Origin of the sequence: Xanthomonas sp. F10 (genome assembly GCF_014206815.1) — a bacterium.
Lineage (GTDB): Bacteria > Pseudomonadota > Gammaproteobacteria > Xanthomonadales > Xanthomonadaceae > Xanthomonas_A > Xanthomonas_A indica.
Genome location: NZ_JACHNP010000001.1, coordinates 48,185 through 71,949, shown reverse-complemented (window position 1 = coordinate 71,949; position 23,765 = coordinate 48,185). Strand labels below are relative to the sequence as shown.

At 70.6% G+C, this 23,765-nt stretch carries 26 protein-coding genes; 4 read left to right on the top strand and 22 right to left on the bottom strand.

Annotated elements, in window-relative coordinates; all coding sequences use genetic code 11:
- Nucleotides 1–6 precede the first annotated feature (6 nt).
- From FHR56_RS00380 to FHR56_RS00365, 4 genes are all read right to left on the bottom strand, one after another.
- Complete coding sequence (locus FHR56_RS00380) at nucleotides 7–327, bottom strand: hypothetical protein (RefSeq protein ID WP_160948404.1); 321 nt, start codon at nucleotides 325–327, stop codon at nucleotides 7–9.
- Nucleotides 328–667: 340 nt separating this feature from the next.
- The gene (locus FHR56_RS00375; RefSeq protein WP_019798101.1) at nucleotides 668–1,063 is read right to left on the bottom strand and encodes a hypothetical protein; all 396 of its coding nucleotides are present in this window, start codon (nucleotides 1,061–1,063) and stop codon (nucleotides 668–670) included.
- A 44-nt stretch (nucleotides 1,064–1,107) separates the two neighbouring features.
- Nucleotides 1,108–1,830: a hypothetical protein gene (locus FHR56_RS00370; RefSeq protein ID WP_019798102.1), complete on the bottom strand. Its 723-nt coding sequence runs from the start codon at nucleotides 1,828–1,830 to the stop codon at nucleotides 1,108–1,110.
- Nucleotides 1,831–1,911: 81 nt separating this feature from the next.
- Nucleotides 1,912–2,811, bottom strand: a complete 900-nt coding sequence (locus FHR56_RS00365) for an SMP-30/gluconolactonase/LRE family protein (protein ID WP_160948405.1) — start codon at nucleotides 2,809–2,811, stop codon at nucleotides 1,912–1,914.
- 125 nt (nucleotides 2,812–2,936) lie between these two features.
- Here FHR56_RS00365 and FHR56_RS00360 point away from each other — a divergent pair, with 125 nt between their 5' ends.
- Complete coding sequence (locus FHR56_RS00360) at nucleotides 2,937–4,052, top strand: Gfo/Idh/MocA family oxidoreductase (protein WP_160948406.1); 1,116 nt, start codon at nucleotides 2,937–2,939, stop codon at nucleotides 4,050–4,052.
- 122 nt (nucleotides 4,053–4,174) lie between these two features.
- On the opposite strand, the gene rlmM is transcribed toward FHR56_RS00360, so the two are convergent.
- From rlmM to FHR56_RS00325, 7 genes are all read right to left on the bottom strand, one after another.
- On the bottom strand, nucleotides 4,175–5,239 hold the full coding sequence (gene rlmM / locus FHR56_RS00355; protein ID WP_160948407.1) for a 23S rRNA (cytidine(2498)-2'-O)-methyltransferase RlmM: 1,065 nt from the start codon (nucleotides 5,237–5,239) through the stop codon (nucleotides 4,175–4,177).
- Nucleotides 5,240–5,261: 22 nt separating this feature from the next.
- Nucleotides 5,262–5,822 (bottom strand): nucleoside deaminase, encoded by a 561-nt coding sequence (locus FHR56_RS00350; protein ID WP_017914178.1) that lies wholly within the window; start codon nucleotides 5,820–5,822, stop codon nucleotides 5,262–5,264.
- Complete coding sequence (locus tag FHR56_RS00345) at nucleotides 5,822–6,235, bottom strand: hypothetical protein (protein WP_160948408.1); 414 nt, start codon at nucleotides 6,233–6,235, stop codon at nucleotides 5,822–5,824. Before FHR56_RS00345 ends, FHR56_RS00350 begins: the two co-directional genes overlap by 1 nt.
- A 59-nt stretch (nucleotides 6,236–6,294) precedes the next feature.
- Entirely contained in the window at nucleotides 6,295–6,681 is a 387-nt protein-coding gene (locus FHR56_RS00340; protein WP_160948409.1) for an STN domain-containing protein, read from the bottom strand.
- A gap of 47 nt (nucleotides 6,682–6,728) precedes the next feature.
- Nucleotides 6,729–7,688, bottom strand: a complete 960-nt coding sequence (locus tag FHR56_RS00335; protein ID WP_160948410.1) for a DMT family transporter — start codon at nucleotides 7,686–7,688, stop codon at nucleotides 6,729–6,731.
- A 30-nt stretch (nucleotides 7,689–7,718) separates the two neighbouring features.
- On the bottom strand, nucleotides 7,719–8,495 hold the full coding sequence (locus FHR56_RS00330; protein ID WP_160948411.1) for an AraC family transcriptional regulator: 777 nt from the start codon (nucleotides 8,493–8,495) through the stop codon (nucleotides 7,719–7,721).
- Between the two features lie 291 nt (nucleotides 8,496–8,786).
- Nucleotides 8,787–10,541, bottom strand: a complete 1,755-nt coding sequence (locus tag FHR56_RS00325; protein WP_184502379.1) for a glutamine--tRNA ligase/YqeY domain fusion protein — start codon at nucleotides 10,539–10,541, stop codon at nucleotides 8,787–8,789.
- A gap of 207 nt (nucleotides 10,542–10,748) precedes the next feature.
- Between FHR56_RS00325 and FHR56_RS00320 the strand changes: the two genes are divergently transcribed.
- The gene (locus FHR56_RS00320) at nucleotides 10,749–10,976 is read left to right on the top strand and encodes a DUF2007 domain-containing protein (protein WP_017915895.1); all 228 of its coding nucleotides are present in this window, start codon (nucleotides 10,749–10,751) and stop codon (nucleotides 10,974–10,976) included.
- Nucleotides 10,977–11,136: 160 nt separating this feature from the next.
- Here FHR56_RS00320 and FHR56_RS00315 read toward each other — a convergent pair whose 3' ends face one another.
- The 3 genes from FHR56_RS00315 to FHR56_RS00305 are packed head-to-tail and all read right to left on the bottom strand — an operon-like array spanning nucleotide 11,137 to nucleotide 14,203.
- A complete protein-coding gene (locus FHR56_RS00315) occupies nucleotides 11,137–11,598 on the bottom strand; it encodes a response regulator (RefSeq protein WP_184502378.1) in 462 nt (153 codons plus the stop codon).
- Nucleotides 11,595–13,505 carry an ATP-binding protein gene (locus tag FHR56_RS00310; RefSeq protein ID WP_184502377.1) on the bottom strand — a complete coding sequence of 637 codons (1,911 nt, stop codon included), beginning with the start codon at nucleotides 13,503–13,505 and terminating at the stop codon, nucleotides 11,595–11,597. Before FHR56_RS00310 ends, FHR56_RS00315 begins: the two co-directional genes overlap by 4 nt.
- A complete protein-coding gene (locus FHR56_RS00305; RefSeq protein WP_184502376.1) occupies nucleotides 13,502–14,203 on the bottom strand; it encodes a helix-turn-helix transcriptional regulator in 702 nt (233 codons plus the stop codon). The genes FHR56_RS00310 and FHR56_RS00305 overlap by 4 nt, the downstream gene beginning before the upstream one ends.
- Nucleotides 14,204–14,330: 127 nt before the next feature.
- Here FHR56_RS00305 and FHR56_RS00300 point away from each other — a divergent pair, with 127 nt between their 5' ends.
- A complete protein-coding gene (locus FHR56_RS00300; RefSeq protein ID WP_184502375.1) occupies nucleotides 14,331–14,852 on the top strand; it encodes an SgcJ/EcaC family oxidoreductase in 522 nt (173 codons plus the stop codon).
- A 103-nt stretch (nucleotides 14,853–14,955) separates the two neighbouring features.
- A complete protein-coding gene (msrA, locus tag FHR56_RS00295) occupies nucleotides 14,956–15,606 on the top strand; it encodes a peptide-methionine (S)-S-oxide reductase MsrA (RefSeq protein WP_150410396.1) in 651 nt (216 codons plus the stop codon).
- On the opposite strand, the gene FHR56_RS00290 is transcribed toward msrA, so the two are convergent.
- From FHR56_RS00290 to ahpC, 8 genes are all read right to left on the bottom strand, one after another.
- On the bottom strand, nucleotides 15,552–16,289 hold the full coding sequence (locus tag FHR56_RS00290) for a hypothetical protein (RefSeq protein WP_184502374.1): 738 nt from the start codon (nucleotides 16,287–16,289) through the stop codon (nucleotides 15,552–15,554). The two genes, msrA and FHR56_RS00290, sit on opposite strands and share 55 nt — an antisense overlap.
- Before the next feature lie 111 nt (nucleotides 16,290–16,400).
- Nucleotides 16,401–17,627, bottom strand: coding sequence for a hypothetical protein (locus FHR56_RS00285; protein WP_184502373.1), 1,227 nt, complete (start codon nucleotides 17,625–17,627; stop codon nucleotides 16,401–16,403).
- Nucleotides 17,628–17,817: 190 nt separating this feature from the next.
- A complete protein-coding gene (locus FHR56_RS00280; RefSeq protein ID WP_184502372.1) occupies nucleotides 17,818–18,387 on the bottom strand; it encodes a type 1 glutamine amidotransferase family protein in 570 nt (189 codons plus the stop codon).
- Nucleotides 18,388–18,689: 302 nt separating this feature from the next.
- The gene (gene tal, locus FHR56_RS00275; RefSeq protein ID WP_184502371.1) at nucleotides 18,690–19,658 is read right to left on the bottom strand and encodes a transaldolase; all 969 of its coding nucleotides are present in this window, start codon (nucleotides 19,656–19,658) and stop codon (nucleotides 18,690–18,692) included.
- 46 nt (nucleotides 19,659–19,704) lie between these two features.
- Entirely contained in the window at nucleotides 19,705–20,136 is a 432-nt protein-coding gene (gene rnk / locus FHR56_RS00270; protein WP_184502370.1) for a nucleoside diphosphate kinase regulator, read from the bottom strand.
- A gap of 114 nt (nucleotides 20,137–20,250) precedes the next feature.
- A complete protein-coding gene (locus FHR56_RS00265) occupies nucleotides 20,251–21,204 on the bottom strand; it encodes a LysR substrate-binding domain-containing protein (protein ID WP_184502369.1) in 954 nt (317 codons plus the stop codon).
- A 150-nt stretch (nucleotides 21,205–21,354) separates the two neighbouring features.
- Complete coding sequence (gene ahpF / locus FHR56_RS00260) at nucleotides 21,355–22,947, bottom strand: alkyl hydroperoxide reductase subunit F (protein ID WP_184502368.1); 1,593 nt, start codon at nucleotides 22,945–22,947, stop codon at nucleotides 21,355–21,357.
- Between the two features lie 162 nt (nucleotides 22,948–23,109).
- Entirely contained in the window at nucleotides 23,110–23,676 is a 567-nt protein-coding gene (gene ahpC, locus FHR56_RS00255) for an alkyl hydroperoxide reductase subunit C (protein ID WP_019795895.1), read from the bottom strand.
- Nucleotides 23,677–23,765 lie beyond the last annotated feature (89 nt).

Here is a 23,765-nt window from a genome sequence, read left to right as displayed (position 1 = left end):
GTCGCGTCACGTCGACATCCAGCCTTCCAGGTCGGCCTTGCTCAGGCGGCCGTGGTGTTGCACGTCGACGGCATCGAATTCGGCGTACAGCGTGGGATCGGCCTTGGCCTCGGCGCGGCTGATGTAGCCGTCATGGTTGCGGTCGAGCTTGGCGAAATCGATGCGGTAGTCGCCGACGATCGAGTTCGGTTCGACCGAGGTGACATTGATGATCTGGCCGTTCTGGTGCAGGGTCACTTCGTCCGGCGCCGACTGCGCCATGGCCAGCGCCGGCGCGGCAAGCAGCGCAAACGCGAACGGGACGAGACGAGGAACGATGCGGTTCATGGCACGACTCCTGTTGCTGGGAAGGAGTCAAGAACATAGGCCTGGCCGAATTAATCGACACTAAAAAAATCGGGCGTTCGCATCTGCGCGCCGGCGCTGTTTAGCAAGCGTTTCCAATGCGCGCTCCAACGCGGCTCACGCTGCCACGGCGTCCGCCATGGCGGTGCCGGACGCAGCTCGGCGCGGCTACAGCGCACTTCGCATGATCTGCTTCCGCCACACGCAAGCCGAATGCAGCTTGCCTGTAGGAGCGGCTTCAGCCGCGACCGGTTTACCGGTAACGCTCCGTCGCGGCTGAAGCCGCTCCTACAGAACGCGTCCCGGCGTGATGACAGATGCCCTACAGCCAGCCGGCCAGCTGCGCGCGGCTGAGGCGGCCGCTGTGGGCGGTGTCCAAGGCATCGAACTCGTCGGCCAGCGACGGGTTGGCCTGCGCTTCGCTGCGGCTGATGTAGCCGTCGTGGTCGGTATCCAGCGCCTCGAAGTCGATGCGGTAGCTGCCGGCGACGCGGTCCGGCTGGATGCTGCGCACGGTCACCTGGGCTTCGCCGGGCGTCGCCGGCAACTGCACCTGGTGGGTGACCACGCCGTTGCTGAGCGGCTGCGCGCGCACGTTGACCGGCACGTCGCGCAGCGGTTCGGTGGTGGCGCTGGAGGCACTGTTGAGATTCTGCGCCGCGGCCGGCGCGGCGCAGGCGCACAGGCAGCAGAGCAGGACGAAGGAACGGCAGGACATGGACACGACGAAACTCCGGTACGGCGATGGATGGCGGCCCCGGCTCAGCCGGGGATGAACGGAAACGCGAGCTTCAACAGGCCCTTCAGCCCGCCCTCGGCGGTGCTGGCGACGGCCTTGGCGCCGAGGCTGTTGAGGGCGCGGCGCACGTCCTCCCAGCGTAGCTTGCTCACGTCCTTCTTCAACAGGTCGGCGACCTCTTCGGCGGTGGGCGCCAGCTTCTGCAACTCGTGCGTCACCTTCTCCGGCTCCGGCTGCAGGTAGCCCCAGCGCTCGGCGATCTTCAGCAGCGTGTCGAAGCGCACCGCCATCACGTCGCGATTGCGCTCGTACACGGGCATGGCGCCGACGTCGACGATGGCCTGTTCGAAGCGCTGCTGGTCGTCGGGGTGTTCGATGCGGATCGCCAGGAAGCCGTCCTTCTTGCTGCGCTCGCTGACGTGCTTGGCCCCGGCGCGCAGGTTGTCCTCGGTGAGCACGCTGGCGACGATGCGCTGCAGCGCCGCCTCGTTGTCCTCGGGCACCAGCGCGCGCCAGCGCGCATAGCCGTCGCGGCGCAGGCCCTTGACCTTGGCCGGGGTCACCCGCAGGCGCATCGCCACCGCGTTGTTGGAGTCGCTGCGCGAGATCGCGCCGTCGCGTTCCAGCAACACGAAGATCAGCAGTTCCAGGTCGCGCTTGGTCAGCGACTGGAAGCCCTGCAACAGGGTCAGGCGCAGGAATTCGTCGGCAAAGCCGGCCGGGTTGTTCAGTTCGATCGGCTGCATGTGCGCGGCCCTCCAGTCAGTGCAGCCAGCATGCCAGGCGGCCATTGCGCGGGCTGAGACGCCGCTGCGATACGCATCCCATCAGCGTCCGTGCTCGCGTCCGGGGCGGTCGCTGCGGAAGGTTTCGATCGCGCCGCGGTCCTGCAGGGTCACGTCGACATCGCGTCCGTCGGCGCCGCCGAAGGCCAGGTTGGTGGGCTTGCGGCCCTTGGTCGCGACCTCGTGCAGCAGCGTGCCGTCGGGGGCCAGCACGATCACCTTGCCGGCGTCGTAGCGGGCCACGTACAGGTTGCCGTCGACGTCGCAGCGCATGCCGTCCAGGCCGGCATCGGCGAAGCTGGCGAACAGCCGCTTGTTGGACACGCTGCCGTCGGCGGCGCGGTCGTAGACCCAGATCCGCCGCTGCACGCTCTCGTTGACGTACAGGCGCTTGCCGTCGGGGCTGACCTCGATGCCGTTGGTGGTGCCCATGCCGGTCTCGATCAGATGCGCGCTGCGGTCGCGGTCGATGCGCCACAGCTGGCCGCCGTCGTGCTTCCAGTCCGGGTCGCTGGCATACAGGGTGCCGTCCGGCGCCATCGCGATGTCGTTGGGCTGGAAGGCGCCCGGCAGTGTGGCGTAGACCTCGATGCGCTTGCTGCGCAGGGCGATGCGCAGGATGCGGTGCTGACCGTAGTCGGCCACGTACATGCGCCCGCGGCGGTCGAAGCGGATGCCGTTGCCGATGCTGCCCTCAGGAAGATCGACGAACAGAGTGGCCTGCCCGCGGCCGTCGGCATCGCGCTGGACCCGGCCGATGCTGCCGTCGTGGGCGAAGTTGACCACGTACAGCGCACCGTCGGGGCCGGTCGCAGGGCCTTCGATCTTGTCGGTGAACACGCCGTCGCCGACCAGGTCGCGGGCGTGGAACAGGGCCTCCTGCGCGCCGGCGGGGGCAGCCAGCAGCAGGGCGAGGGCGGCGAGCAAGGGGCGGCAGCGCATCGGATATCCGGACGGCGGGGGAGGCGGCAGTGTGCCAGAGGCCCCGGCGCATCGCGCGATGGCGCTCACAGTGCCGATGCCGCACGAGCGGTTAGGGTGAGGAATCTTTCCGGTCGGAGTTGCGCATGCTGCCGTTCTCGCCGAATCGCCGCCGCCTGCTGCTGGCCGGCCTGTCCGCCGGTGCCGCCGGCCTGTTGGGATCGCCCGCCTGGGCCGCCGCGCCGGCACATCGCCGCAAGCCGCTGGGCGTGGCCCTGGTCGGGCTGGGCGATTACGCCAGCAATCGCCTGGCCCCGGGTCTCGCCCTGACCAGGCACTGTCGCCTGGCCGGCATCGTCACCGGCTCGCCGCAGAAGATCCCGCAATGGCAGGCGCGCTACCGCATCCCGGATCGCAACGTCTACAGCTACGACGACCTGGAACGCATCGCCGACAATCCGGACATCGACGTGGTCTACGTGGTCACGCCGCCGCACCTGCACGCACCGCTGAGCATCCGCGCCGCGGCCGCCGGCAAGCACGTGTGGTGCGAGAAGCCGATGGCGATGCACGCCGAACAGGCGCAGGCGATGATCGAGGCCTGCGCGCGCAACAAGGTGCGGTTGAGCATCGGCTACCGCATGCAGCACGAGCCCAACACCCGGCGCCTCATCGCCCTGGCCGGCGAGCGCCCGTTCGGGGCGATGCGCAGCGTGCGCGCGGAGGCGGGCTATGCCGGCTATGGCGACACCGACCCCGCGCAGCGGCCATGGCGGCTGCGCGCGCAGTACGGCGGCGGCGCGATGTACGACATGGGCGTGTATCCGCTCAACGCGGCGCGCTACACGATCGGCGCCGAGCCGCTGGCGGTCAGCGCACGGCGTTCCACGGAGCGGCCGGCGCTGTTCGACGAAGTCGACGAGCACACGCACTTCACCCTGGAGTTCCCGCACGAGGTGACCGCCACCTGCGCGGCCAGCTTCGGCCGCACCATGAACCTGCTGCGTGCCGAGTGCGCGAACGGCTGGTACGAACTGGCGCCGTTCCAGGCCTACGACGGCGTGCGCGGCCGGGCCAGCGATGGCCGCCTGTTCGACGCGCGGGTGCGGCACCAGCAGGCGCTGCAGATGGACGAGGATGCGCTGGCGATCTTGCAGGGTACGCCGCTGCGGGTGCCTGGCGAGGAAGGCCTGCGCGACATCCGCATTGTGGAGGCGATCCAGCGCTCGGCGCGCGCGGACGGGGCGCGGATCGTGCTGTAGCGGTGGATGGCGGCAATGTGCTCTCCGTAGGAGCGGCTTCAGCCGCGACAGGCGTTCCAGGGACAGCCTGTCGCGGCTGAAGCCGCTCCTACGAAAAAAATGGGATGGAGGCTCGCGGCCGCTCAGCGCGGCATCGCCAGCACCGTGATCTCTTCGCGGTCGTGGTAGAGCTGCTTGGCGCGCAACTGCAGCGGGCGTTCGGCGCGCTCGGCGAACAGCTCCAGGCATAGCCGGGTTTCGTCCCAGCGCTTCTTCATCGGCAGCTTCAGGTTGAAGATCGCGTGCCGGCACCAGCCCTCGCGGAACCAGGTGGCCATGCGCTCGGCGACGCGGCGCGGCTGCTCGACCATGTCGCAGACCATCCAGTCCAGCGGCTGCGGCGGTTTCCAGTGAAAGCCGTCGGCACGCAGGTGGTCGACCAGGCCGCTGTCGAGCACGTGCTGGCGTAGCGGGCCGTTGTCCACGCTGGTCACGTGCAGGTGCTGGCGGGTCAGCACCCAGGTCCAGCCGCCGGGAGCGGCGCCGAGGTCGGCGGCGCGCATGCCCGGGCGCAGCAGCGTCTCGCGCTCGTGCGGGGTCAGCAGCGCCAGCAGCGCTTCCTCCAGCTTCAGGGCCGAACGCGAAGGCGCTTCCGGCAGCAGCTTCAGGCGCGGGATGCCCAGCGGCCACGGCGCGCTGTCCTCGCTGTCGGCCACCGCCAGCAAGGCATGGGTGCCGGTCAGGAAGCACACGTGCAGGCGCGGCAGCCGCGCCTGCGGCTTGTCGCTGAGCAGGCCGGCCTTGCGCAGTGCCGGGCGCAGCGCGTTGCCGAAGCTGCGTGCCAGGCCCGACAGCGGCTTGGCGGCGTCCGAGTCCGGATGTTCGACCCACAGGTCGCCGAAGCGCGGCTGGCCGGCCAGCGCCTGCAGGATCGGCGCGATGCGGTCGCTGGCCGGCAGTTCGCGCAGTTCGGCCAGCAGCTGCAGCTTTTGCCGGGCGAAGATCAACCCGCGCCAGGGCAGCGTCTGCGCCGGCACCGCGGTGTCGCTTAGCAGCAACGCATAGCCGCTGTTGCGCTCGGTGCGGGCGTAGGCGGCCAGCCCGGTCTCGCCGGCGCGGGCGTTGAGTTCGGCCGCCAGCTCGGGTTCGAAGCCGGGCCGGCAGTAGCACAGCAGGCCATGGACCAGCGCGCCGTTCTCGGAGGACATGGGCAAGCCTTCGCCGGCGGCTTCAGTAGCGGGGGCTGTCGAGTTCGCCGTAGCGGCGCAGCACCGCGCAGGCGGCGTCGCGGTGCAGGCCGCGTACCACCTCGATGCCGCGACGCTGCAGCTCGCCCACCCAGTCCGCCGGCAGCGGGCCTTCGTCGAACGGAGTCAGTGCCATCACGTCCTCGGCGCTGGCGCCGATCAGCAGGCGGTCGATGCCGGCCCAGATGGTGGCGCCGTAGCACTGGCAGCACGGCTGCGAGGAGGTGGCCAGGGTCACCGGCGACAGCACCGCATTCAGCCGCGGGGTCTGCAGGCGCTGCTGGGCCAGCATGTAGGCCATGTTCTCGGCGTGCGCCAGCGAGGTGGTCTGCGGCACCACGCGGTTGACGCCGACGGCGATGATGCGGTGGTCCGGGCCGAACACCGCCGCGCCGAACGGACCGCCGCTGCCGGCGTCCACGTTCAGCCGCGACAGTTCCACCGCCAGTGCGACCTTGTCGGCGTCGCTGGCGTAGACGGCCTGCGGATCGACCGCCTCGTGGATCCAGGCGGGCAGAGTGAGGTGGACTTGCGCGTAGAGCATCAGCGGACGGGTTCGGCAGGCTGGGGGGCGCGCAGTGTATCGGCTTGGGCGGGGCGCGCGCTGCATTGCCCGGACACGCAGGAGCAGCCGGCGATCGCGCGCGAGCCGCATACGCTCATGCGGCCGCTGGCCTGGCACTGCGCCATCACCCCCTGCGGATCGGTGGGGCTGTCGCGGTTGACGCAGGCCGGCATCGCGCCGCAGCAGTTGCCGACGTTCTTGACCGTGCAGTCGGCATCGGTGCGGCAACTGGTGTCGACCTTGATCGGCAGGCCCGGTGCTGACGCCGTCGGCGCTGGCGCGGGGGCCGGCACCGCAGGCTTGGCGGTTTCGCTGCGTGCGCAGGCGCTGGACAGCAGCATGGCGGCGAGCAGGCACAGCGAACACAGCAACGACGCGAAATGGCGGGGCATGGCGACCTTCCGTGCGGTGGAGTGCGGCCATGGTAGCAATCCGCCGTGCCGCCGCCGGCTCAGCGGCGCACGACCGTCAGCGTGTCCACGCTCTCCTGGGCGATCCGCAGCGCCGTGCCGTCGAGCGCCTGGTGCAGCGCCTGGCGGATGCTGACCTGCCCCTGCACCGCGTTGACCGGCAGCGATGCGAGGCCGGGATCGCGATACACGACCATGCAGCCGGTGGCGTGGGCCAGTTGCTGCGCGACCTCATCGAAGCGACCGGCCGGCAGGGCGTAAGCGTGGTCGGGGATGGCGTCGCACTTGCCGGTCGCCGCCGCTGCGCTGGCGTTGGCATTGGCGACTGCATTCGGCGCAGCGCCGGCAGGCGTCGTGGAGGCGGCGCAGCCGGCGAGTGCGGTGGCCAGGGCGAAGGCGGTGCAGCAGCGGCGCAGAACGATGTGCATGGCGCGATTCCCTCGGGGAGACTCTGCGCCAGTCTAGGCGGCGCGGCTTAACCGGGCTTGGCTTCGTGCGCTGCGGGCTGCGGCCGCGTGTGCACCAGGGTGCACCACAGCACGCCGCCGAGCAGGCAGGCGATCGCCAGCAGTTCCAGCGCGTTCGGCCAGCGCTGTTCCCACAGGAAGCCGTACAGCAGCGCGAAGACGGTTTCGAACACGATCATCTGCCCGACCAGGGTCAGCGGCAGCAGCCGGCTGGCGTGGTTCCAGCAGGCATTGCCGATCACCGAGGCGAACAGCGCCAGCACCAGCGCCATGCCCCAGAAGCGCCCCCACGCATCGCTGGCATGCGCCGTGCCGGGCAGGGCGAAGGCCGGCAGCGCCAACACCAGGGCCAGCGCGCCGGTGACCACGCCGGTGAGCAGCGACCAGTCGCGGCCGGACAGGTCCGCGCGCCGCCGCAGCCAGCGTGCGTTCTTGATCGAGTAGGCGGTCCAGCACGCCAGCGCGCCGACTGCGCAGGCCAGGCCGGCCGCGCGCAGGCCGAGGCTGGTCGGAATGTGCGGGCGCGCGACGGCCAGGGTCTGCACCGCCACCAGCGCCACCCCGAGCACGCACAGCGCGCAGGGCGCGGCGAGCCGGCGCAAGCGCACCGCGCCCGCCGCGCGCGAGCCGATCACGGTGACCGCCGCCGGCAGCAGGCCGATGATCAGCGCGGTGGCGGCGCCGCCGGCCCACTGCACCGCGCTGCCCAGCAGCACGTAGTAGACGATGTTGCCGAGCAGGCTCAGGCGCAGCAGCGCCCACCATTCGGCGGCGCCCAGCGGCGCGGTCGCGGCGCGCCAGCGCGGCAACAGCACCACGGCGGCGATGGCGCCATAGGCCAGGTAGCGCGAGACCGCCAGCTGCAGCGGCGAAAACGCGCTCAGCAGTTGTGGCGCCAGAAACACCAGGCCCCACAGCGCGCCCGCGGCCATGCCGCTGCCGACCCCTGCCCATAGACGTTCGCGCATGTGTTCCGGTTCCGTTCCAACGGTTCCGGCTCAGCATGCCGCCGGCGGCGGGCGCCGGCTTGTCCCAGACTCCTGTCCTGCCGCGGGGCGATGGCGTCGGCGGTAGGCGGCCGGGGTTTGCCCGGTGCTGCGCTTGAGCGCGCGGGTCAGCGCGCTCTGGTCGGCATAGCCGCTGTCCTGGGCCAGCGATGCGATCGGTCGGTCGCCGTGCGCCAGCTGCCGACGCAGCCAGTCCAGCCGCCGTGCCGCCACCCAATCCTGCGGCGTGCGCCCCAGCGCGGCGCGAAACAGCGCGTGCAGGCGGCTCGGGCTCAGGTGCGCCAGCTGCGCCATGCGTCGCACCGGCCAGTCCTGGCCGGGCGCGGCTTCGATGCGCCGGCACAGCGCCTGCAGCCGCTGCCAGCCGCGCGGCGCGGTGTTCGCCTGCAGCCAGGCCAGCACCGCGGCGCCGGCCCGGGCATGGGCAAGGTGAAGGTCGGGATGCGGTGCCTGCGCGGCGAGCAGATCCTGCAAGGGCGGGGGCAGGTCGAGGAAGGGCTGCCGTTGCAGGCGCTGCAGCGCGTCGTCGCCGAAAGCATCGGCGGCGCAATCGACGATGAGGAAGCGGTTGGGGTCCAGCGCGGACTGCGCATGCCGGGTCTGCGGTGCGACCACGGCAGCGCGGAAACGGTCCAGATAGCCACCGCGCCCGTCCACGTCCAGTTCCAGTGTGCCGTGCAGCGGCAGCACCAACTGCACATGGCCGTGCTGATGGGCAGCGCCATCGCGGCCGTAGCTGCGCAGGCTGAAGGAGGGGGCGGGGGACATGCCCGTTACGCTAGCGCGCGGGTGGTGGCGGGGGAAGGGCTGGGATTGGGGATTCGCGACAGCCCGATGGCGCGCTGTCGTCGTAGGAGCGGCTTCAGCCGCGACCCTGGGTTCCTGGTAAGGCCCGTCGCGGCTGAAGCCGCTCCTACGGACGCCTGGAGCGTTTCATCGCGGTGTACCAGCGATGCGGTGCGGAGACCAGACGCCGGGATCGGCCGGCGCTGGCCCACGCGGCGCGCTGGCGCGTGCGGCCGCGAGGGCCGCAGCCCGTACTGTCTCAGGCGCCCTGCGTCAGGCGCCGCCCTGGCCGCCGCTCCAGGTGTCGCGCAGGGTCACGCTGCGGTTGAACACCGGCGCGTCGGCGCGGTGGTCGTAGCGGTCGGCGACGAAATAGCCGGTGCGCTCGAACTGGAACGCCTGCTCCGGCGCGGCCTGGGCGGCGGCGGGTTCGACGTAGCCGCGCACGCTGCGCTTGGAGGCGGGGTTGAGATAATCGCGGTAGGTCTTGCCGTCGGACTCGTCGTCGGGCTTCTCCACCGAGAACAGGCGGTCGTACAGGCGAATCTCCGCCTCCACCGCGTGCGCGGCGCTGACCCAGTGGATGGTGCCCTTGACCTTGCGGTTGGCGCCTTCCATGCCCGGGCGCGATTCCGGGTCGAGCCAGCCGCGCAGTTCCACGATCTCGCCGGCGTCGTTCTTGATCACCTCGTCGACGCGGGCGATGCCGGCGCCGCGCAGCCGTACTTCGCCGCCCGGCACCAGGCGTTTCCAGCCCTTGGGCGGGACTTCGGCGAAATCCTCGCGCTCGATCCACAGCTCGCGCGAGAACGGCACTTCGCGCGTGCCGAAGCTGTCGTCCTTGGGGTGATTGGAGAAGGTCAGCGTCTCGCTGTGGCCGTCCGGCAGGTTGCTCAGCACCAGCTTCAGCGGCTCGATCACCGCCATGCGCCGCGCGGCGTGCGCGTCCAGGTCTTCGCGCAGGCAGCCTTCCAGCACCGAGAAGTCGATCACCGAGTTCTGCTTGCTGATGCCGACGCGGTCGACCAGCAGGCGCAGCGCGGCCGGCGTGTAGCCGCGGCGGCGCAGGCCCTGCAGGGTGTACATGCGCGGATCGTCCCAGCCGTCGACCAGGCCTTCGGCGACGAGCTGGGTCAGCTTGCGCTTGCTCATCACCGTGTAGTTGATGTTGAGCCGCGAGAACTCGATCTGCCGCGGCTTGGCCGCCTCGCGCGGCAGGCCCTTGTCCAGCAGCGGCTGCAGCAGCTCCGGGTGGCCGGCCAGGTCGACCTTGTCCACGCACCAGTCGTACAGCGGGCGGTGGTCCTCGAACTCCAGCGTGCACAGCGAGTGGGTGATGCCTTCCACGGCATCGCCCAGCGAATGCGCGAAGTCGTACATCGGGTAGATCGGCCAGGCGTTGCCGGTGTTCTGGTGCTCGACGTGCTTGATCCGGTACAGCGCCGGGTCGCGCAGGTTGATGTTGCCGCTGCTCATGTCGATCTTGGCGCGCAGGGTGCGCGCGCCGTCCGGGAACTCGCCCGCGCGCATGCGCCGGAACAGGTCCAGGTTCTCCTCGACGCTGCGGGTGCGGTACGGCGAGTCGCGGCCCGGCTCGGTGAGGGTGCCGCGGTACTCGCGCACCTGCTCGGCGGAGAGGTCGCAGACGAAGGCGTGGCCGTCGCGGATCAGCTTTTCGGCGGCCAGGTAGTACACCTCGAAATAGTCCGAGGCGTGGCGCAGCTCGGCCCAGTCGAAGCCCAGCCAGCGCACGTCGTCCTGGATCGCGGCGACGAATTCGGGGTCTTCCTTGGCCGGATTGGTGTCGTCGAAGCGCAGGTTGCAGCGCCCGGCGAACTCGGCGGCGATGCCGAAGTCCAGGCAGATCGCCTTGGCGTGGCCGATGTGCAGATAGCCGTTGGGCTCGGGCGGGAAGCGGGTGCGGATGGCCGTGTGCTTGCCGCTGGCCAGGTCCTCGCGGACGATCTGGCGGATGAAGTCTTTCTTCTCGGCCGGGGCGGAGGCGTCGGTGGCGGGGGTGTCGGACATGCGCGCGTCGGAGAATAAGTAAAGCGCAAGTTTAGCCGAGCTGGCCGGCGGCCGCCCCGGCGCGTAGGCTGCGGCTTGGCTCAGCTGCGAGATCCCGCCATGTCCTTGTCCTGCTTCGTCGTCGGCGATCGGCTCCGGCCCGCGCGGCCGCAGCGCGCCTGGCGTGCCCCCGCCGCCGCCGTCGGCGTACCCGGCTGAGGCGCGACCATGCAGATCGCCTACCGCGCCCAGCACCTGATCGATGCGCACCTGGCCAAGCACGCGCTGGAGGACGCCGGCATCACCGCCTTCGTGTTCGGCGAGGCCCTGCTTGGCGGCGCCGGCGAACTGCCGTTCGGCGTGGTCCAGGTCTGCGTGGCCGACGAACTGCTGGAAAAGGCGCAGGAAGTGCTGATGGCATTGGGCCTGGGCGGGCAGGTGACGCGGGCGATGTAGGAGAGGCCGGGACCCGGGACCGGGGACCCGGGGGGCTGGGGCAAGCGCGAGCGTGGCCAGCTGCGGCAGGAGGAATACCGGTGAGGACTTTCTTTGCCGTTTTTGCCACAGATCGCTATTTACGCTTTTCCGGGTCCCGGGTCCCGGGTCCCGGGTCCCGTCACTCCGCCCGCCAGCCCGGCGGCGCGGCATCGGCCACGGCGAGGCCGCGCAGGCGCTTGAACAGCACCACGGTCTCGGCCACGTTCCAGACCCGCAGGGCCACCTCGAAGGTGTCCAGCGGCTTGGTCAGGAAATCCTTGGCGCCCAGGCCGAGGGCGCGGTGGCGGGCGCTGCGGCTGGGGTCGGCGGTGAGCACGATCACCGGCAGGAAGCTGGACGGGCCGGCCAGCCGCGCCAGTTGCTCCAGGATCGCGTAGCCGTCCAGCTCCGGCATCACCAGGTCGAGCAGGATCAGGTCCGGCGCGAATGCGGCGACCAGGCCCAGCACCCGCTGCGGGTCGGTGGTCGCCACCACCTGGCGGAAGCCCTCGCGCTGCAGCAGTTCCTCCAGCAGGCGGACGTTGGCCGGTTCGTCGTCGACGATCAGGATGCGCGCGGCGAGGACATCGTTGCGGGTCATGCGAGGTGCCGGTCCAGAATGGAAAAGAAGTCGGCCACGTCCAGCGGCTTGGTCAGATAGGCACGCACGGGGGCGCCCTGCACGCGTGCCAGCGTGGTCGCGGTGGCATCGGCGCTGATCACCACCACCGGGATGGCAGCGGTGTGCGGTTGCGCGCGCAGCGCCTGCAGCAGGTCCTCGCCGTTGCCGTCGCTCAGGTGCAGGTCGAGCAGGATCAGGTCGGGCGTGGCGTGCTGCAGATGCGCGTGTGCCTGCGCCAGGCTGGCGGCCTCGTGCAGGCGCCAGTGCGGGCGGCGTTCGACCAGGGTGCGGATCAGCGCCTGGTTGGACGGGTTGTCCTCCACGCTGAGCAACTGGCGCTGGGCCACGCCCGTCGCCGCCGTCGCTACCGTCGGATCCGGCAACGGCGCCGGTTGTGGTCGGTCCAGCGGCAGCGCGACCGTGAACCGCGATCCGTCCGGGCCGCTGTCCACGGCGATGCGCCCACCCATCGCCTCGGTCAGGCGCTTGCTCAGCGCCAGGCCCAGGCCGGTGCCCTCGATCGCCGAGCGCTCGGCGCCGAGCCGCTCGAACGGGGTGAACAGCCGCTGCACCTGCGCCGGCGTCAGGCCATGGCCCTGGTCGTGCACGGTCAGCGCCAGGGACTGGCCTTCGGGCACGGCGCTCACCCACACCGCGCCACCGGGGCGGTTGAACTTGATCGCGTTGGACAGCAGGTTGATCAGCACCTGGCGCAGCCGCTGCGGATCGGCGCGCACGGTCCATTCCGGCGGCGGCTGCGGCGGCCGCAGCACGATGCCGCGCGCCTGCGCTTCCGGCGCGACCAGGCCCAGCGCCTCCTCCAGCGCGGTGCGCACCGGCACCGGACGTGGACTCAGGTCGAGTTGATCGGCCTCGATGCGGGCGATGTCGAGCAGTTCGGTGATCAGCCCCAGCAGGTGCCGGCCGGCGCCGAGGATGTGCTGCAGGTGATCGCGCTGCGCCGCGCCCGGCAGGTCCATCTCCAGCACCTGCGCATAGCCGAGGATGGCGTTGAGCGGGGTGCGCAGTTCGTGGCTGCTGCGCGAGAGGAATTCGGTCTTGGCGCGGTTGGCGCTCTCGGCCTCGCGGCGCGCCGACTGCGCTTCCTCGGCGCGCGCGGCGAGCAGGGTGCTGGCCTGCTGCAGGCGTTGCGCCACCTGGCCCAGTTCGTCGCCGGCCGGCGGCTGCGGCGCCAATGGCCGGCCGTCGCCGAGGCGGTCGGCGTTGGCCGAGAGTTGGCGCAGGCGCCGCGACAGCGACGAGGCGAACCAGGCCACCGCCAGCACCGCGCCGAGCCCGCCCAGCATCGCCGCGCACAGGGTGATCAGCAGGTTGCGCTGGCGCAGCGCCTGCGCCTTGGCGGTGCGCACCTGCAGCTGCGCCGTCTCGTAGTTGCGCAGCTCGCGCAGTTCCGCGCGCAGGATGTCGAGGGTGACCTTGCCTTCGCGCAACTGGCGGATCTCTTCCTCGCGGCTCAGGTCCGGCGCCAGCAGCCGCCGCCAGCCCTGCATCTTCTCCTCGAACAGCGGCTGGATGCGGGCGAAGCGCTGCGCCTGGCGCGGGTCGGTGATGCGTTGCGACAGGCGTTGCACCACGGTCTTCAGTCGCGGCTCGGCGTCGCGATACGGGGTCAGGAACGCATCCTGGCGCACCAGCCGGTAGCCGCGCACGCCGGCGGCGGTCTCGGCCAGCAGCGCATGCGCCTCGTGCAGGTCGCTGAGCAGTTGCAACGTGCGGCGCACGTCGTTCTCGGCGGCGATGTTCTGCCGTTCGACGCTGTAGATCGCCACCAGCGCCGCCACCAGCAGCAACAGCGGCAACGCCACCAGCGCCAGGCTCTTGCGGGTCAGCGGCCAGTCGTTCCAGCGTCGCGCCAGCGCCCTCACAGCGCCACCCCCGCCTGCACCGCGACCACTGCGGCCTGGGTGCGGTCGGCCACCTGCAGCTTGTGCAGGATGCGCTCGACGTGGACCTTGGCGGTGCCGGCGCTGATGCCCAGTTCGGCGCCGAGCGCGGCATTGGTGAGGCCGCGCGACAGCAGCGCCAGCACCTGTCGCTCGCGCGCGCTGAGCACGGCCAGGCGGTCGGCCTGCGCCGGCTTGCGCCGCCGCGGCGCACGCGGCGGTTCGGCCGCCAGCGGCGCCAGCAGCGCGGCGATCGCAGACAGGGCCTGCACGTCCTCCGGCGCCGGCACGGTGCGCGTGTTCCAGCCCAGGCACAGCGTGCCCAGCGGCACGCCCAGTGCGGCGATCGGCAGGCACAGTTCGCTGGCCTCGGCGGCGGCCTCGCCGCGCAGGCGCCAGGCATGGACCGGGGCCTCGACGGCGACGCTGGCGCCGGGTGGCAGCGCATCGCCCTGGCTGGCCAGCACCAGGCAGCGCGCGCCGCGCAGGGCCAGCACCGCGGCGTGCGGTGCCGCCACCAGGACACTGGCCGGCACGAGTGCGTGCGCGGCGGCCTGCGCGGCGTCGCCGGCCTCGCGCAGTGCCGCGGCGGCGGCGGCCACGGCCTGCCAGCGCGCGGCGTCGGCAGCGTCGCGGCGCAGCGCTTCACGCCACTGGCCTGCATTGGAAGGAGGGTGCACGGGCGCGTCTCCGGTATGCCGAACGGCATATTCGAGGATATGCCGCCCGGCGGATGTTCCGCAAGCCGCGGCCGCCAATACTCGCTTCGCCCCGAGACGGCATCCCCTCAGCACACGGAGACTTCCCATGCGTCGCATCCTGTTCGCCCTGGCACTGGGCCTGACCACCACCTCCACCGCGCTGGCCGCGCCGGCGATGCACTACGACGGCCAACCGGCGACGCCGGCCAGCAGCGCCGAACGCGAGATCGCCGGCCTGTTCGACCGCTGGAACGCGGCGCTGGCCACCGGCAACCCGCAGCGCGTGGCCGACCTGTACGCCCGCGACGGCGTGCTGCTGCCCACCGTGTCCAACCAGGTCCGCGCCAGCCGCGCCGAGATCGAGGACTACTTCAGCCACTTCCTCGCCGCCAAGCCGCGCGGTGCCATCAACTACCGCCAGGTGCGGCTGCTCGACGACGACAGCGCGGTCGATGCCGGCGTCTACACCTTCACCCTGAACAATCCCGACGGCAGCACCCGCCAGGTGCAGGCGCGCTACACCTTCGTCTACGAAAAGCGCGACGGGCGCTGGCTGATCATCAACCACCACAGCTCGGCGATGCCGGAGCCGGTCGCCACGGCCACCGCCACTGCCGCGGCGAAATGAGCGTCACGCCCGGCGCCGCCGCCGCGGTGGCCGGGCGCACTTGAAAGCGGACGCCGGCAGCGCCATCCACATGACATCGCCGTCGCTGCCAGGAGTCCGTGCCATGTTGGGAATCGGTGCCTTCAAGCAGCGCCTGCCGCGCCCGGGCGAGAGCCTGCCGGGACGCGCGCAGCCGCTGCCGCTGCACAACCGTCACTTCGTCAACGGCCATCCGTTGCGCGACGCCTTCGCCGGCCTGGAGCAGGTGCAGTTCGGCCTGGGTTGCTTTTGGGGCGCCGAACGCAAGTTCTGGTCGCTGCCGGGCGTGTTCAGCACCGCGGTCGGCTACGCCGGCGGCGAGACGCCCAATGCCACCTATCGCGAGGTCTGCTCCGGCCAGACCGGCCACACCGAGGCGGTGCTGGTGGCGTTCGATCCGCAGACCGTGCGCTTCGAGCAGTTGCTGCAGACCTTCTGGGAAAGCCACGATCCGACCCAGGGCATGCGCCAGGGCAACGACACCGGCACCCAGTACCGCTCGGCGATCTATTGCACCACCCAGGCGCAGTACGAGGCCGCGCTGGCCAGCCGCGATGCCTACCAGCAGCGCCTGGACGCCGCCGGCTATGGCCCCATCACCACCGAGATCCGCTTCCCGGCGCCGCCGTTCTACTACGCCGAGGACGAGCACCAGCAGTACTTGGCCAAGAACCCGGGCGGCTACTGCGGTTTGGGCGGGACCGGGGTGAGTTGCCCGATCGGGCTGGAGGCCTGAGCCTCGACGCGCAGGTTGCGCCGCGGCCCACCCGCGCTTGGCTGCGGCGCGCCTGCACGCTTCCTGCGCGCTCCCGTCCGCCCTTTGGTGGCCGGGAGCGGCTGAAGCCTAGGGTATCTGCGATCGAAGTCGCTGGTGAGCCGGTAAGCGGCCTCCGCACACGCAGAGAGCCAGGCCAGGATGGGGGTCGATAGCACCATCGCCAGCGCAATCCCACCGGCACTTTCGTTGGATGGCTCAAAGAGATGGAAGGCGGCCGGCGCAAGCAGCCAAGGCACGAATGCGGCCACGTACAGCGCAATGGCCCCTTTTCGATAGCTCCTGGCCGATCTCCAGATCCCTTTGGGTACGAAGCGCGCCTTGTCGTCCGACAGGCCAATCATGCCTTTGGCCATCTTGCAGTACGCCAGGACCCGCGCTGCATTGCTGCGTTCCAACGCGACTCTGATCTCGTCGGCGTCGAGGTTGCCCCCGATCGCGTTGCCGACCGCGATCTGCAAGGCGGCCGCATCCGCATGTCGCCAGGCGCCGTCAAGGGACAGTGCGTACAGGCGTTGCGTACGTTTCACCGAGAGCCCGAGAAAGCCGGTCCTCCACTTGAGGAAGAACATGGGAAGCGCGCCAGCGGCGGCGATGACGCCGGCGATATGGCTGTAGCGACCTGCGAACTCGGCGAGTGACATGCTGCGGCTCCGGACTGGACTCGGACGCATCAAGCCAAAGCAGCCTCTCAAGGAGCGAGACTGCACCTCGATGGGCGCGGCGACAGCGTGCGTCTTGCCGACGCCATCCGCTTACTTGGCGCTACCCGCGCTGCCCTTGCCGGCGGCGGGCCGCAGCCGCGCCGCGTAGCCGGAAAGCTGCAGCGCCTTGCGCGGCGGCAGGTCGGCGGTGAGTCGTGCGATCGCCGCATCGCCGTCGCGGCTGCGGCCGAGCGCATAGTCGGTCCGTGCCAGTTCCAGCGTGGCGCGCTGGCGCACTGTCAGGTTGCCGAACGGGTCGAAGAAGGAGTCCACGCGCGTGCGGTCCTGCACCCCGGTCCAGCCGAATTCCAGCTCGGCCGGCGTCTCCTCGGCGAGCCGTGCGTAGCGCCGCCGCGCCTCGGCCGGTGCGAGCTGGCCGCTCAGCAGCGCCAGGCGGGTCCGCAACAGCGCCGTTTCGGCGGGTGGTGCGTCGGCGGCGTAGGCATCCAGGACGCGTCGCATCCACGCCCAGTCGACGTTGCCGGTGTCGGCTTGGGTGCCGAGCAGGTTGAAGGCGAGGATCGCCGCGCGCTGCGTCGCGGTGGTGGCGCGCTCGACCGCGTCCGCCGTCGGGCGCCCCAGCGTCGAGGGCTTGACCAGCGCGATCGCCGGATCGTGCGCGAGGATCGCTTCCAGGTCCGGCTTGTGGAAATAGCCGACCACGACCAGCACCGTCTTGCCCGGGTGCGCCAGCGCCGCGGCGCGGATGCGTTGGGCCTGCAGGAAGGTGCGGTACAGGTACAGCCGCCGCGGCAGGTCCTGGTCGGCACGGGGCGCCGGCGTCTGCGCCCACTTCTGCACCGCGGCCACGTTCTCGGCGGCATCCGCGGCAAAGAAGTCGCGCTGCAGGGCGGCCTTGTCAGGGAACGACAGGAAGCCCTGGAAACCCTGTTCGCGGCGCAGTTCCAGCGGGGTGTCCAGGTCCACGCCGAAGCCGAGCTTGGCGTCCTCCACCGGCGGCATCCAGTCGATCGGACAGAGGGCGACGGGATGCGCCGCAGCGTACGGCAGGATCACCCCCTGCACCTCGTAGGTGTACTCGTAATAGTCACCGCGTGCCGCCTGCTCCGGCGGACGCTCCAGGCAGATCGCGTCCGGCGCGAGGTGCTCCAGGAACGCGGCGAGCACGCCCGGCTGGTCGCGCTCGGAGACCAGTTGCGCGGCGTGCTCCACGCCCAGGATCGCGACCCGGGTCGGTGCCGGCGTGGCGGCCATGCCGGTGGCACTGGCGGTGGCAAGCGCCAGCAAAAACACACAACGCGCCATCCATCCGCGCATGCACTCTCTCCTGTCGAAGCCGTGGAAGCACCCTGTCGGCGCGCGGGTGTGCGTAACCGCCGTTACGTCATGCCCGGCCACGATCGACCGCGACGCCGCGCGCAGCCGCCGATGGCGGACTGCAGGGTGTGGCGACAAGTGTAGTCATGCTGCGATGCCGCCGTCTGCATGACAGGTGGCACTGGTCGCGCTAGACGAACTCGGCCGCGAACATCTGCCGCATCTGCGCGATCTGCTCCTCGCGTTCGGGGTGCAGCAGGCGCAGGCATGCCTCGGCGAAGCTGACCGGGCTGGTGCCGGGGGCGGTGATCAGGCCGTCAGCGCTGACCACGCGGCGTTCCTGGTAGTGCGCGCTGCCGGCATAGACAGTGGCGTGCTCGCGCAGGAAGGCTTCGGAGTTGCTGGTGTGCGGGCGCGTATCGAGCAGGCCGGCGTAGGCCAGCGCCAGGGTCGCGCCGCAGATCGCCGCGACGCCGCGACCGGCCTCCAGGCGCTGTTGCAGCAACGCGCTCAGGCCCGGAATCTCGCCGGCCTGCCAGCGGTCGCTGCCGGGCAGCAGCCAGAGGTCGGCGTCCAACGGCGCCAGATCCGACAGGGCATAGGTGGGGTGCAGGTCGAGGCCGCCGATCGAGGTGATGGGCTTGCCGTCGATGCTGGCGATCTGCAGCGTGTCGCCGAACCAGGCTCGCGCCGCCGGCAGGATGGTGCCGATCTCCCAGTCCGCCACGCCGTCCACCATCACCACCGCGATCGTTGCCATTGCCTTGCCTCTGCACTCGGGCGCGCAGCATAGCCCGGGAAAAGTTGCGGCCGCGCCAACGCGATGTCGAAAGCGCCGCAGGTGATATGTGCTGTGCCTGCGCCTGTTTGCCGTGTTCCGCGTCGTTGCCGATGCGGCGCCGCGCCGCGCAGCGGCCTGCACCGACGGCAGCGGATCGAACGACGAACAGGCCGCGCGGCGGACACCCGCCTCGCCCATCCCCCTATTCCCATTCCCGGTTTCCCGCACAAACAAAGAGCGGCATCGCCGCCGCTCTTCGGGTGCCGCAAGGCGAGCGCCGCTCAGCCGATCAGCTTGTGCCGGATCGTGTCGCGCAGGCTCTGCAGGTCCTTGGCGAAGGTGTCGATGCCGCCGGCCAGCTTCTCGGTGGCCATCGGATCGGCCGCCAGGTCGGCGGCGAAGCGCTTGGCGTCGATCGGTTCCACCTTGGCGCCATCGGCCTGGCCGGGCGAGAGCTTGCGCGGCAGCGGGCCGTGGTCGGCGTCGAGCTTCTCCAGCAGGTCCGGCGAGATGGTCAGGCGATCGCAGCCGGCCAGCGCCTCGATCTGCGCGGTGGAGCGGAACGAGGCGCCCATCACCACGGTCGCCGAGCCGCGGCGCTTGAACTCGTCGTACACGCCGCGCACGAACTGCACGCCCGGGTCTTCGTCGATGGTCGCCGGGGTCTGGCCCTTGGCCACGTACCAGTCGAGGATGCGGCCGACGAACGGCGAGATCAGGAAGACCCCGGCCTCGGCGCAGGCCAGGGCCTGGGTGCGGTTGAAGATCAGGGTCAGGTTGCAGTCGATGCCGTCCTTCTGCAACTGCTGCGCCGCCTCGATGCCTTCCCAGGTCGCGGCGACCTTGATCAGGATGCGGTCCTTGGGGATGCCGCGTTCGGCGTACATGGCGATGAACTTGTGCGCCTTGGCGATGGTGGCGGCGGTGTCGTGGGCCAGGTCGGCGTCCACTTCGGTGGACACGCGGCCGGGCACCAGCGCGCTGAGCTTGGCGCCGACGCCGATGGTCAGGCGGTCGGCGATCTCGTCGACCAGGGCGGCGTGGTCGCCGTCCTGGCCGCGCGCCCAGGCCAGCGCCTCGTCGATCAGGTCGGCATAGACCGGCAGGTCCAGCGCCTTCTTCACCAGGGTCGGGTTGGTGGTGCAGTCCACCGGCTTGAGCCGCTTGATCGCGTCGTAGTCGCCGGTATCGGCCACGACCACGGACAACTCGCGCAACTGGGCGAGCTTGGAGGGGGCGGAAGAGGTCATCGGTATCTCTCGGGAACGAGTGGGAACAAGGATAGGGCCGCGCACGTTAACGCGCTGCGCGCGCGTTGTCGTCGTCGGCGCGCTGCACCGCGGTCACGCGCAGGCGCAGCGGGCGTCCGCCGGGCGCCTGCCAGTCGATGGACTGGCCCACGCCCAGGCCGAGCAGGGCGCTGCCGACCGGGGCCAGCACCGAGATGCGCGCATGCGCGGCATCGGCTTCGTGCGGATAGACCAGGGTCAGGTGGTGGCGCTCGCCGTGCAGCTCGTCTTCGCATTCCACGCGCGAATGCATGGCGACGATGCCGGGAGGAAGTTGGTCCGGCGCCACGACGGTGGCGCGGTCGAGTTCTGCGCCCAGCGCGAGCGCGGCCGGGTGCTGGTGCAAGGCGGAGGAGTCGAGCAGGGCTTCCAGGCGCGCGAGGTCGCGGCTGGAGACGATCAACGAGGGCGGCAGGCCGCTGCGGTGTTGCGAAGTCATGGACAGGCTCCGGTTGGATGGCACAACGAACGGGGGCGGCACCGTGCCGCCCCCTGTCGCCATTGTGCAAGCAAGCCGGCGCCGATGCGACGCCGCGGCCCGGTCGGGCCCCGCTCAGGCCACCTGGCGCGGCGCCTGGCTCGGCAGCGGCGCCTGCGCCGGCAGCGTGAACAACGCTTCAGGCAGCGCGCCGAACAGGTGCGCCAGTTGCTGCAGGAACGCACCCATCGCCGAACTGCGCCGCCACAGCATGGCGATGCGCCGGCTCGGCCCGCCGTCGGGCGCGAACGACAGCAGCCGCAGGTTCGGCGGATTGGCCACCGGCGGCTGCACCGCCAGCAGCGGCAACAGGGTCACGCCGACGTTGGCGGCGACCATTTGCCGCAGCGTCTCCAGGCTGGTGGCCTGGAACTCGGCCTTCTCCAGCGCGCCGGACAGATGGCAGACGTCCAGCGCCTGGTCGCGCAGGCAGTGCCCGTCCTCGAGCAGCAGCAGGCGTTGCGCGTGCAGTTCCTCCAGCGTCAGCGGGGTCGGCCGCCGCGCCAGCGGATGCTGCTCGGGCACCGCCAGCACGAACGGTTCCTCGAACAGGAATTCGGCGTGCAACTGCTCGTCGTGCAGCGGCAGCGCCAGCAGCGCCGCGTCCAGCCGGCCCTCGCGCAGGCGGGTCAGCAGCACGTCGCTCTTCTCTTCGATCAGCAGCAGTTCCAGTTGCGGGAAGCGCTCGCGCACGCGCGGGATCACGTGCGGCAGCAGGTACGGACCGAGTGTGGGGAAGATGCCCAGGCGTACGGTGCCGGCTTCCGGATCCTGGCTGCGCCGCGCCGCTTCCTTCATCTGCTCGATCTCGGCGACGATGCCGCGCGCGCGGCTGGCCGCCTCGCGCCCGGCCGGGGTCAGCATGACCTTGCGCGGGGCGCGTTCGACCAGCGGCACGCCCAGTTCGTCCTCGAGCTTCTTGATCTGCGTGGACAGCGTCGGCTGGCTGACGAAGCAGGCCGCGGCGGCGCGCCCGAAATGCTTGTGATCGGCCAGCGCCACCAGGTATTTCAGATCACGCAGGTTCATCGACGGGTTCCTCGGGACGCAGCGGCGGGAGGTGTCGCAGGATCACAGCATAGAGCGTCTGGCGCCGCTGACGGCGAGACAGATGGGCGTGCGCGTCGCAGGCCGTACGCCCGGGTCCCGCGCCGGCAGGGCGGCGCGGGACGGGGCGGATCAGGCCGCTTCGGCGACGCTGCCGCTGGCGACCGGTGCGCTGTGGCGGATCAGGTGGTCGAAGGCGCTCAGCGCCGCCTTGGAGCCTTCGCCCATGGCGATGATGATCTGCTTGTACGGCACCGTGGTGGCATCGCCGGCGGCGAACACGCCCGGCAGCGAGGTCTGGCCGCGGTCGTCGACCACGATCTCGCCGCGCGGCGACAGCGCCACCGTGCCCTGCAGCCACTCGGTGTTCGGCAGCAGCCCGATCTGCACGAAGATGCCTTCCAGCGCCAGGCGATGCACATCGCCGCCGACGCGGTCCTTGTACACCAGGCCGGTGACCTTCTGGCCATCGCCCAGCACCTCGGTGCTCTGCGCGTTGACCAGGATGTCGACGTTGCCCAGGCTGCGCAGCTTGCGCTGCAGGACGTCGTCGGCGCGCAGCTTGCTGTCGAACTCGACCAGGGTCACGTGGCTGACGATGCCGGCCAGGTCGATCGCCGCTTCCACGCCGGAGTTGCCGCCGCCGATCACCGCCACGCGCTTGCCCTTGAACAGCGGGCCGTCGCAGTGCGGGCAGTAGGCCACGCCCTTGTTGCGGTACTGGTCTTCGCCGGGCACGTTCATCTGCCGCCAGCGCGCGCCGGTGGACAGGATCACCGTGCGGCTCTTCAGCGAGGCGCCGTTGGCGAGCTTGACCTCGACCAGGCCGTCGGCACCGGCCGGCACCAGCTGTTCGGCGCGCTGCAGGTTCATGATGTCCACGTCGTACTGGCGCACGTGCTGCTCCAGCGCCGCGGCCATCTTCGGGCCTTCGGTCTCCTGCACGGAGATGAAGTTCTCGATCGCCATGGTGTCCAGCACCTGGCCGCCGAAGCGCTCGGCCGCCACGCCGGTGCGGATGCCCTTGCGCGCGGCGTAGATCGCCGCCGCCGCGCCGGCCGGGCCGCCGCCGACCACCAGCACGTCGAACGGCGCCTTGGCCGCGATCGCCGCCGCGTCGCGCTTGGCCGCGCCGGTGTCGAGCTTGGCCACGATCTGCTCCAGGGTCATGCGGCCCTGGTCGAAGACTTCGCCGTTGAGGTAGACGGTGGGCACCGACATGATCTGCCGCGCCTCGACCTCGTCCTGGAACAGTGCGCCGTCGATGGCCACGTGCTGGATGTTCGGGTTCAGCACCGCGGCCAGGTTCAGCGCCTGCACCACGTCCGGGCAGTTCTGGCAGGACAGCGAGAAATAGGTTTCGAAGCGGTATTCGCCGGGCAGGTTGCGCACCTGCTCGATCAGCTCGGCGGTGGCCTTGGACGGGTGGCCGCCGACCTGCAGCAGCGCCAGCACCAGCGAGGTGAACTCGTGGCCCATCGGCAGGCCGGCGAAGCGCAGGTGGATGTCGTGGCCGGGGCTGTTCAGCGCGAACGACGGGGCGCGCTCGCCGCTGTCGCGGTGCACGTCCAGGGTGATCTTGTCCGACAGCAGCACCAGATCCTCGAGCAGGTCGAGCATCTCGCGCGACTTAGCGCCATCGTCCACCGACGCGGTGATGTGGATGGGCCGGACGACCCGCTCCAGGTAGGCCTTCAACTGGGTTTTCAGATCGGCATCCAACATGGCGGACTCCTGACGTTGGGCAAAACGAGGGGGAGGCGAACTGCCAGGGCAGTGCGCCGCGAACAAGGGAGGAGGGATGAACCGCAGCCGGCGCCGGCGCGCGATGCCGGCTGCGGTTCACCCCCACCCCCGCCAGCAGGCGGAGATGGGAGCGAGGGCGGCTTAGATCTTGCCGACCAGGTCCAGCGACGGCTTCAGGCTCTTCTCGCCTTCCTTCCACTTGGCCGGGCACACCTCGCCCGGATGCGAGGCGACGAACTGCGCGGCCTTGAGCTTGCGCAGGGTCTCGGTGACGTCGCGCGCGATCGCATTGTCGTGGATCTCGAGGGTCTTGATCACGCCTTCCGGGTTGATCACGAAGGTGCCGCGCAGGGCCAGGCCTTCTTCCTCGATGTGCACGCCGAAGGCGCGGGTGAGCTGGTGGGTCGGGTCGCCGACCAGCGGGAACTGGGCCTTGCCCACCGCCGGCGAAGTCTCGTGCCACACCTTGTGCGAGAAATGGGTATCGGTGGTGACGATGTAGACCTCGGCGCCGATCTTCTGGAACTCGGCGTAATGCTCGGCGGCGTCTTCCACTTCGGTGGGGCAGTTGAAGGTGAAGGCGGCCGGCATGAAGATCAGCACCGACCACTTGCCCTTCAGGTCCGCGTCGGTGACTTCGATGAATTCGCCGTTGCGGTAGGCGTTGGCCTTGAACGGCTGGACCTGGGTGTTGATCAAAGACGACATGGAGTTTCCTCGTGGTTGCAATAGGGTCGGGGGATGGAACGAGGCTCATGATAGGGGGCGCCGATAGATCCCTCAAATCGATTGATGGA

Bases quoted from the DNA above. Each gene is read 5' to 3' on its own strand.
- FHR56_RS00380 (WP_160948404.1), bottom strand. From the start codon at position 327: ATGAACCGCATCGTTCCTCGTCTCGTCCCGTTCGCGTTTGCGCTGCTT.
- FHR56_RS00375 (WP_019798101.1), bottom strand. From the start codon at position 1,063: ATGTCCTGCCGTTCCTTCGTCCTGCTCTGCTGCCTGTGCGCCTGCGCC.
- FHR56_RS00370 (WP_019798102.1), bottom strand. From the start codon at position 1,830: ATGCAGCCGATCGAACTGAACAACCCGGCCGGCTTTGCCGACGAATTC.
- FHR56_RS00365 (WP_160948405.1), bottom strand. From the start codon at position 2,811: ATGCGCTGCCGCCCCTTGCTCGCCGCCCTCGCCCTGCTGCTGGCTGCC.
- FHR56_RS00360 (WP_160948406.1), top strand. From the start codon at position 2,937: ATGCTGCCGTTCTCGCCGAATCGCCGCCGCCTGCTGCTGGCCGGCCTG.
- rlmM (WP_160948407.1), bottom strand. From the start codon at position 5,239: ATGTCCTCCGAGAACGGCGCGCTGGTCCATGGCCTGCTGTGCTACTGC.
- FHR56_RS00350 (WP_017914178.1), bottom strand. From the start codon at position 5,822: ATGCTCTACGCGCAAGTCCACCTCACTCTGCCCGCCTGGATCCACGAG.
- FHR56_RS00345 (WP_160948408.1), bottom strand. From the start codon at position 6,235: ATGCCCCGCCATTTCGCGTCGTTGCTGTGTTCGCTGTGCCTGCTCGCC.
- FHR56_RS00340 (WP_160948409.1), bottom strand. From the start codon at position 6,681: ATGCACATCGTTCTGCGCCGCTGCTGCACCGCCTTCGCCCTGGCCACC.
- FHR56_RS00335 (WP_160948410.1), bottom strand. From the start codon at position 7,688: ATGCGCGAACGTCTATGGGCAGGGGTCGGCAGCGGCATGGCCGCGGGC.
- FHR56_RS00330 (WP_160948411.1), bottom strand. From the start codon at position 8,495: ATGTCCCCCGCCCCCTCCTTCAGCCTGCGCAGCTACGGCCGCGATGGC.
- FHR56_RS00325 (WP_184502379.1), bottom strand. From the start codon at position 10,541: ATGTCCGACACCCCCGCCACCGACGCCTCCGCCCCGGCCGAGAAGAAA.
- FHR56_RS00320 (WP_017915895.1), top strand. From the start codon at position 10,749: ATGCAGATCGCCTACCGCGCCCAGCACCTGATCGATGCGCACCTGGCC.
- FHR56_RS00315 (WP_184502378.1), bottom strand. From the start codon at position 11,598: ATGACCCGCAACGATGTCCTCGCCGCGCGCATCCTGATCGTCGACGAC.
- FHR56_RS00300 (WP_184502375.1), top strand. From the start codon at position 14,331: ATGCGTCGCATCCTGTTCGCCCTGGCACTGGGCCTGACCACCACCTCC.
- msrA (WP_150410396.1), top strand. From the start codon at position 14,956: ATGTTGGGAATCGGTGCCTTCAAGCAGCGCCTGCCGCGCCCGGGCGAG.
- FHR56_RS00290 (WP_184502374.1), bottom strand. From the start codon at position 16,289: ATGTCACTCGCCGAGTTCGCAGGTCGCTACAGCCATATCGCCGGCGTC.
- FHR56_RS00285 (WP_184502373.1), bottom strand. From the start codon at position 17,627: ATGCGCGGATGGATGGCGCGTTGTGTGTTTTTGCTGGCGCTTGCCACC.
- FHR56_RS00280 (WP_184502372.1), bottom strand. From the start codon at position 18,387: ATGGCAACGATCGCGGTGGTGATGGTGGACGGCGTGGCGGACTGGGAG.
- tal (WP_184502371.1), bottom strand. From the start codon at position 19,658: ATGACCTCTTCCGCCCCCTCCAAGCTCGCCCAGTTGCGCGAGTTGTCC.
- rnk (WP_184502370.1), bottom strand. From the start codon at position 20,136: ATGACTTCGCAACACCGCAGCGGCCTGCCGCCCTCGTTGATCGTCTCC.
- FHR56_RS00265 (WP_184502369.1), bottom strand. From the start codon at position 21,204: ATGAACCTGCGTGATCTGAAATACCTGGTGGCGCTGGCCGATCACAAG.
- ahpF (WP_184502368.1), bottom strand. From the start codon at position 22,947: ATGTTGGATGCCGATCTGAAAACCCAGTTGAAGGCCTACCTGGAGCGG.
- ahpC (WP_019795895.1), bottom strand. From the start codon at position 23,676: ATGTCGTCTTTGATCAACACCCAGGTCCAGCCGTTCAAGGCCAACGCC.